This window comes from Cupriavidus sp. 86D6, from assembly GCF_057815095.1.
The window spans coordinates 469,617-476,752 of record NZ_JBYPSB010000004.1 but is presented as its reverse complement, the minus strand read 5'-3'; the positions used below and the strand labels follow the sequence as shown (position 1 = coordinate 476,752).

Annotated in this window: 7 protein-coding genes; 5 read left to right on the top strand and 2 right to left on the bottom strand. The window is 64.1% G+C overall.

The window, feature by feature from the left end; all coding sequences use genetic code 11:
• Positions 1-444 precede the first annotated feature (444 nt).
• Positions 445-702, top strand: coding sequence for a heavy-metal-associated domain-containing protein (locus tag AC3G88_RS13345; protein ID WP_023082281.1), 258 nt, complete (start codon positions 445-447; stop codon positions 700-702).
• A 96-nt stretch (positions 703-798) separates the two neighbouring features.
• Here AC3G88_RS13345 and mobH read toward each other — a convergent pair whose 3' ends face one another.
• Both mobH and AC3G88_RS13335 read right to left on the bottom strand, forming a co-directional pair.
• Positions 799-2,634 carry a MobH family relaxase gene (gene mobH, locus AC3G88_RS13340; RefSeq protein ID WP_023082282.1) on the bottom strand — a complete coding sequence of 612 codons (1,836 nt, stop codon included), beginning with the start codon at positions 2,632-2,634 and terminating at the stop codon, positions 799-801.
• Positions 2,635-3,141: 507 nt separating this feature from the next.
• Entirely contained in the window at positions 3,142-4,101 is a 960-nt protein-coding gene (locus AC3G88_RS13335; protein WP_206778127.1) for a hydrogen peroxide-inducible genes activator, read from the bottom strand.
• 143 nt (positions 4,102-4,244) lie between these two features.
• On the opposite strand from AC3G88_RS13335, the gene AC3G88_RS13330 reads away from it, so the two are divergent.
• The 4 genes from AC3G88_RS13330 (at position 4,245) to AC3G88_RS13315 (ending at position 7,091) form a co-directional block, all read left to right on the top strand.
• Positions 4,245-5,141 carry an MBL fold metallo-hydrolase gene (locus AC3G88_RS13330; protein WP_228381275.1) on the top strand — a complete coding sequence of 299 codons (897 nt, stop codon included), beginning with the start codon at positions 4,245-4,247 and terminating at the stop codon, positions 5,139-5,141.
• Between the two features lie 56 nt (positions 5,142-5,197).
• Positions 5,198-5,899, top strand: a complete 702-nt coding sequence (locus tag AC3G88_RS13325; protein ID WP_023082285.1) for a peroxiredoxin — start codon at positions 5,198-5,200, stop codon at positions 5,897-5,899.
• 71 nt (positions 5,900-5,970) lie between these two features.
• The gene (locus AC3G88_RS13320) at positions 5,971-6,306 is read left to right on the top strand and encodes a protein tyrosine phosphatase family protein (protein WP_031668814.1); all 336 of its coding nucleotides are present in this window, start codon (positions 5,971-5,973) and stop codon (positions 6,304-6,306) included.
• Positions 6,306-7,091 (top strand): sulfite exporter TauE/SafE family protein, encoded by a 786-nt coding sequence (locus AC3G88_RS13315; RefSeq protein ID WP_031668815.1) that lies wholly within the window; start codon positions 6,306-6,308, stop codon positions 7,089-7,091. Before AC3G88_RS13320 ends, AC3G88_RS13315 begins: the two co-directional genes overlap by 1 nt.
• Positions 7,092-7,136 lie beyond the last annotated feature (45 nt).

Below are 7,136 nucleotides of genomic sequence, written 5' to 3'. Positions count from 1 at the left end.
CGGCCCCTACGGATGCCCGGAAAACCTTAGCGTACGATTTTTTCCGAATTCTGCGGGCTCCCCTTACAGCCGTCCCCGAAACAACCGCAAAGCGCGCCTAACCCAAGACTCTAATATCCTGACATGCGCTGAGGTGGGTACCCAGGCGCGCCGGCATTACCGGGTCGACCAACCTCCGGCCAAGACAGCACCTTTGTCTCTCTTCCCGCGGGGGTTGGCAGCGCAGTTCGTTTGATGCGTCAACAGCTTTGCCTGCATTCCGTGACCCAATCATCCATCTCGCAGGTCGCGGAGATGCTGCCGGTCGGCCCACGGCACAGTGTCCGCCGAACTATAGCGAGGGAGCGAATGTGCTCCTGAATTTTTGCATGCACCTATTGACATTCCCACGATGGGAAGCTCGATAGTTTCGACATTCCATCCTCAACCCCAAGGAGAAATCCCATGACCACCTTTGAAGTCAAAGACATGACCTGCGGCCACTGTGTCAGCACCATCACCAAGGCGCTGAAGTCGGTCGACGAACAGGCCCAGTTCACCATCGACCAGGCCAGCCAGCGGGTCACGATCGAGTCGAGTACGGCCGACCCGCAGACGCTTCGCGATGCCATCGCCGAGGCTGGCTACACGCCCGTTTCGGTCGAGGCAGGCGCACCCAAGTCGGACGATCAGGCGAAGACCTGCTGCGGCCGCGGCCAGTGATCCCAGCCGTCGCGCCACGTGGCAAATGCCGCCACGTGGCGAGGCATGACGGCCTTGAGGTATTCACCGCACCGGGTCAGCTTCGCCGGAACCGATTCAATCGGTTTGCCGCGTCCTTGCAGTGCCTTGCGGTTGCAGGCACAGGTAAGGATTATTCGGCGGACTTTCTTCAAACAGGCAGGTAGGGTCTTGCAGTAGGTAACCATGCAGCCGCCGGGACTTGCGTGGCCCCGTCACCTCGCAGGTCCAGATGTTCAGGCCGCTGGGCTGCTTACGGTGCAACTGCAGCTTCTCGAACCGTTTCTGGACCCATTGCCAGTCGGTCACATCGTCCTGCTTAGCGAGCATTGCGACCTGCAGGAACTCCTGGGCGTAGCGCTGGAACAGGCCAGGGCTGACCAAGTAGGCGGTGCCATCGACTGTGTGCACCAACGCCTTGGCATCGTTGATGATGAGCCGGCGGGCGTTGACGCCAGCCCGCAGCCACGCCATGAAGTGCTCCCCAGAAGGCGTGGTCTCGGGCGGCGTGGCCAGCTGCGGTTCGATGGCGGTCTCCGGTGTCGCCGTGGGTTGCAGGACGGGTGCTTCAGAGACCGGTGGCTCGCCGGCGGGCGTTTCGTCGACGCCGAACATCGACAGCACATCAGCAAGCGGGTCGGCCTGCGCCGGGGGCCGTGATGCAGTGGTCGGCGGAGCCGAAGCGATCGCGGGGGCATGAGCGGGCGCAGTCGCAGTCGCGGCCTCGGGTCCAGCGGCAGGAACATCGTCCCCAGACGACACACTCTCCTCTACGACCACGTTGCCGACGAAGGGCTCGGGGCGCTCGGCCGCTTCCCAGATCAGCGCGGGCGACAGGCGCAGGAAGGTAAAGCTGTGGCTCCAACCCGCGCCGCTGGTGACGGTGGCCTTCCAGATAGCCTTGCCGTCCGGGGTCGGCTGCGCGATGCCGTGGTCTTGCAGCACGGTAAAAACCGCGGTGTTGTTCGATGGAATTCCGTCGATGCCCTGCGACAGCAGGTAGGCACGCAGCTTGTCGGAAACCGTCTTGCTGACGAGCCACAAGCTGTCCTGTGTCAGCCATCCATCCGAGGCCTGGGGCTGGTTGAGCTTCAGCTCCTGGCGCAGCAGATGGCGCAGGCCATCGAGCAGCTTGCGCTGCAAGGCATGCCGGGGCGCTGTCATCGCCTTGGCTGGGTCGCCGCCCAGTGCCTGAGCGACCGATGCCTGGTCGGCCTGAACCACCAGTTCTCCCAGGAGGCCGGCATGTTCGTACTGCCCGGCCATCACGTACAGCAGCGCAGACCAGAGATCGGGGTAGTCGCTGAGCCAATCCAGGATGTCACTGTCGAGTATGCGCGTGTAGAGCAGTCCGGTGGCCGCGCCGTGCAGGCGGTATTCGCGGTCCTTGCGGTAGCGGAAGCGATACGGCTTTCGCAGCGGCCCGTGCCAGGGATGCCAGATGTTGCCGTCGGCATACTCGACGTGCAGATCCACCGCGACCTTGCCAATATCGTGGAGCAGCGCGGCGTAGGCAGTGCCGGCGGTCCAAGCCTCGGCCTGCGCAGCCTGAGCTTCGGGCGTGATGCCGACCGGCATCAGGTGCGACTGCCGCAGCTTGAGTGCGAATGCCATGATTTCCAGCCCGTGATCCAGCATGCCGCCAGGCCAGGCATGGTGGTGCGCTTCCGAGGCTGGGAACTGCTGGACCAGTTCGGCATACCGTTCCAGCGGTGCCAGGTAGAGCGCGGAGAACTGCCGACGCGACAGCGATGTGCGCTGCCAGATGTGTTCCAGCAGACGTCGCCGGCGCGGGGTCGCCAACAGCGACGCGGCCGGCTCCGGCCGCGTCAGCCCTTTCGGCAGCTCGGCGAGGGGCGTGGATGGCGAGCCGGTGGTCGGCGACGTCCGTTTACGCTGGAACAGCGAAAGCATGCGAACTCCTGGTGATGCGCTGGCGGGTGTGCCTTTTGGCCTTTTCGGATAGGGCCATTCCCCTTGCTCCCATTCCCTTGTCCCTTCACAGCCCTTTGACCTTTGTGGGAGCCTTTGTGTATAGAACCGAGGCTCCGCGGATGCCACGATGAATGTGACATCGGGCAAACCGTGTTTCCATGCCGCTGCTGCTATTCGGGGGTTACGCCTGCGGGCTGATCAACGAGGTTGGGCCTGGTTCTGACTCAGCTACATCTTCGCGCGCGCACCAGCAATGTCGGCCGCTATGAGCACTACGATGCGCAAGGAGCGGTGGCCCCATCGGCTGCGTCGGATGAAGACGGTGCATGCCGCAGCTACCTGCATGGGGATCAGCTCGCGGTCGGTTGGCTCATGCAGCGTGGAGTGCTTCGACACGTGGTCAAGGTGCTGCCTCGGGTCTTCACGAGCGACAACGCATCGGGAACCCGCGCACCCGGTTTCATGCGCTAGCTACGCCGGCCTGCATCAGGTGATGCGCTTTCGCGGTACGTTGTCGCGTTCCACTGGCACCCACGGGCGGATGTGTTGTACGGCCCATTCGCGCATGAATTGCCCCAGGCTCTGGAACATCTCGGTGCGGGGCGAGCCCTTGCGCCAGCACAGGCCGATGGTGCGCGCATTCGCATCCTGACGCAGGGGGCGCACGAGAACGTCGGCGCTTTGCAGGATGCCGCCGTTGATCGCCAGGTCCGGCAGCAAGGTGGCACCCATGCCCTCGGACACCATCGCCACGAGGGTATGAAGGCTGGTCGAGGCGAAGCAGGCGTGATCGCTTTCCGCCGCGCGTTGCAGGATCGGGAGCGCATGGCGGTGCAGGCAATGGTCGGGTTCCAGCAGCAGCATATCCTGGGACTGGATATCGCGGTCGGGAATCGGTGCGGCACAGATACCCGGCTGCGGTGCAAGGGACGAAGCGCACACGTAGCGATAGGCATCCTCGAACAACGGATAGGTGTCGAGATTGCCGGTCTCGTAGGGGAACGCCATCAGCACCAGATCCAGACGGCCTTCAGTCAGCCGGTCGAGCAAGTCGCGGGTCTTGTCCTCGCGCAGCCGTAGCCGAAGGTGAGGAAATCGCTGGCGGATATCCCGGATCAGGCGTGGCAGCAGGAAGGGCCCGATCGTCGGCAACACGCCGAGTTCGATCGTGCCCGACATCGGTTTGCCTTCCTCCAGCGCCATGGCCATCAGCGACTCGGCGTCCTGCAGCAGCAGGCGTGCGCGTCCCACCAAGCTGCGTCCAGCGGGCGTGATCACCACCGAATGCCGACTGCGTTCGGCCACAGCGATGCCGAGCGCGTTTTCCAGCTCGCGGATACCCGCGCTCAGGGTTGACTGGGTGACGAAACACGCTTCAGCAGCGCGGCTGAAGCTCAGTTGGTCGTGCAGGGCCACCAGGTAGCGCAGGTGACGCAGGTTGGGCAATGGCTTCATGGGATCGAGGAGCGACGATGGATGAATCTAGTATCGCAAAACTCGATCACGGAGTCAGTTTTTATTCGTTTCCATTGATTATGAATCGCGCCTATCGTGTCCCCATGCCAAACGCATCCGAATGGAGAAAAAGCATGGCAAGCATGATTCCACATCCAGTCGACCTGGGCATCAGCCCGGAGGTCACCGCCTTCTTCGACGAGGCGACCAACACCATCAGCTATGTCGTCAAGGACCCGGCCAGTTCGGCTTGCGCGATCGTCGATTCCGTCATGGACATCGACTACGCCGCCGGCAGGATCTCGTTCGAGCACGCGGATCGGATCGCCGAGCATGTGCGCGCCCAGGGCCTCCAGGTCGAATGGCTGATCGAAACCCATGTCCATGCCGACCACCTCTCGGCAGCGCCGTATTTGCAGGAGCAACTGGGCGGGAAAATCGGCATCGGCGAGCGCATCGTTCAGGTGCAGGAGACCTTCGGCAAGGTCTTCAACGAAGGCACCGAGTTCGCACGCGACGGAAGCCAGTTCGACCGCCTGTTCGTCGACGGCGATAGCTACCGGATCGGCTCGATGACGGCTTTCGCCATGCACACGCCGGGCCACACCCCGGCCTGTATGACCCACGTGATTGGTGACTCGGCTTTCGTCGGCGATACCCTGTTCATGCCCGATGGCGGGACGGCGCGCGCCGATTTCCCGGGAGGCGACGCCCGCACGCTGTACCGGTCCACCCGCAGGATTCTGGCGCTGCCGGACGCAACGCGGTTGTTCATGTGCCACGACTACGGCCCCGGCGGGCGTGATATCCGCTGGGAAACCACGGTTGGGGAGCAGCGGGTTCGCAACATCCATGTCCAGGATGGCGTGGACGAAGACGACTTCGTGCGCATGCGCACGGAACGCGATGCCACGCTGGCGATGCCCCGCCTGATCCTGCCGTCGCTGCAGATCAACATGCGTGCCGGCAGGCTGCCGCCCCGGGACCGGGATGGCCGTCTGTTTCTGAAAGTCCCCCTCGACGCCCTCTGATTCCGCCCGCAGGGCGAATCGTCGGCGTGTTTTTTTCCATCAGCAAGGAGCCTTCGATGAGTAGTTGTGCCGATTCCTCCCCCAAACCTGTCGCGCCCGCACCCAGCGCCGGCACCGATAGCGCCGTGACGGCCATGCCGCGCATCAACGAGCCGGCCCCGGACTTCACGGCGCAGACCACGCACGGTTCGCGCTCGCTCGCCGACTACAAGGGGAAGTGGCTGGTGCTGTTCTCGCACCCGGCCGATTTCACCCCGGTCTGCACGACCGAATTCATCGCCTTCGCGCAGGCCGCCGATCAGTTCCGCGCCCTCGACACCGAATTGCTGGGGCTGTCGATCGACTCGATCTACTCGCACCTGGCCTGGGTCCAGAACATCGAGGAAAAGTTCGGCGTCGAGATCAGCTTCCCCATCATCGAGGACCTGGCGATGAATGTGGCCCGCGCCTACGGGATGATCCACCCCGGTGCGTCGGACACGTCCGCCGTGCGCGCCACGTTCGTGATCGACGACCAGGGCCTGCTGCGCGCAATGGTCTACTACCCCATGACCAATGGCCGCTCGGTCGCCGAAATCCTGCGGCTGGTGAAAAGCCTGCGGCACAGCCTCGCCAATGGCGTGGCGACGCCGGAAGGATGGCAGCCCGGTGAGCAGGTTCTGGTCGGTGCGCCGAAGACCGTCGAGGAACTGAAGAAGCGCCTCGGCGAGGGCCTGGAGACCACCGACTGGTATTTCTCGAAGAAGCCGCTGGCCTGATCGCTCCGCCTGTGCCGGCGGCGGTGGGCATGGCCTTCTCCGCCGGCTTCCATCCCTCGTGGAATCCTCCAATGCTTGATATCAACCAGCTGTCCGAGCACTACCATGTCTGCGGGCAGGTTCAGCCGTCCGATGTCGTGGGCATCGCCGGTGCCGGCTACACCACACTGGTTTGCATGCGGCCCGATGACGAGGTGCCGGGGCAACCTCGCTGGGCCGAGATCCAGGCTGAGGCGAAGATGCATGGTCTCGGGTGTCACTTCATTCCTGCCCGCTCTGGTGCCGTGACCCCGGAGCAGGCGATGGAATTGCGGGAGGTTCTCGCGCGATCCGCTGGTCCTGTCCTGGCCTACTGCGCTTCAGGGAATCGTTGCACGCTGGCGTGGCGCATGGCGCCGGCGTCCTGATGGACGCATTGCTTCAGACAATCGCCTCGATCGGGTCCGGTGCGCTGGTGGGCTTCGTCCTCGGGCTGATCGGCGGCGGCGGTTCGATCCTTGCCACGCCCCTGTTGCTGTACGTCGTCGGCGTCGCACAGCCGCACATCGCGATCGGCACCGGAGCCTTGGCGGTTTCGGCCAATGCCTATGCCAACTTCATTGCGCATGCGCGCAAGCGCAACGTGTGCTGGCGCTGTGCGATCGTCTTTGCGCTCGTCGGTACGGTCGGCGCGCTGGCTGGCTCCACCCTGGGCAAGACACTGGATGGGCAGAAGCTGCTGTTCCTCTTCGGTCTGGTGATGATCGCCGTTGGCCTGTCGATGCTGCGGCCGCGGCGCGACCACGATGCGGCGCGGGAAGTCACCACCCTACGGAATTGCCTGCGGACCGCTGCGGCTGCCCTCGTCGCTGGAGCGGCATCAGGCTTCTTCGGCATCGGCGGTGGTTTCCTGATCGTGCCGGCGCTGATGCTCGCCTCCGGCATGTCGATGAGCAATGCCGTCGGTTCCTCGCTGCTGGCGGTGGGGACATTCGGCCTGGCCACGGCCCTGAACTACGCGGCCTCCGGCCTGGTGGACTGGAAGATCGCGGGGCTCTTCATCCTGGGCGGCATTGGTGGCGGCGTGATGGGTACACGCCTGTCTCTGCGATTGGGGGGGCACCGCAATGCGCTTGGCAGGATCTTCGCAGGCATCGTTTTCGCGGTTGCCCTGTACATCCTCTACCGTAGTGCGTCGGCCCTGTTCGGGTGACCGGGGGCAGGACTCGGCACCCGGCTTACACGATCGGCTACGATG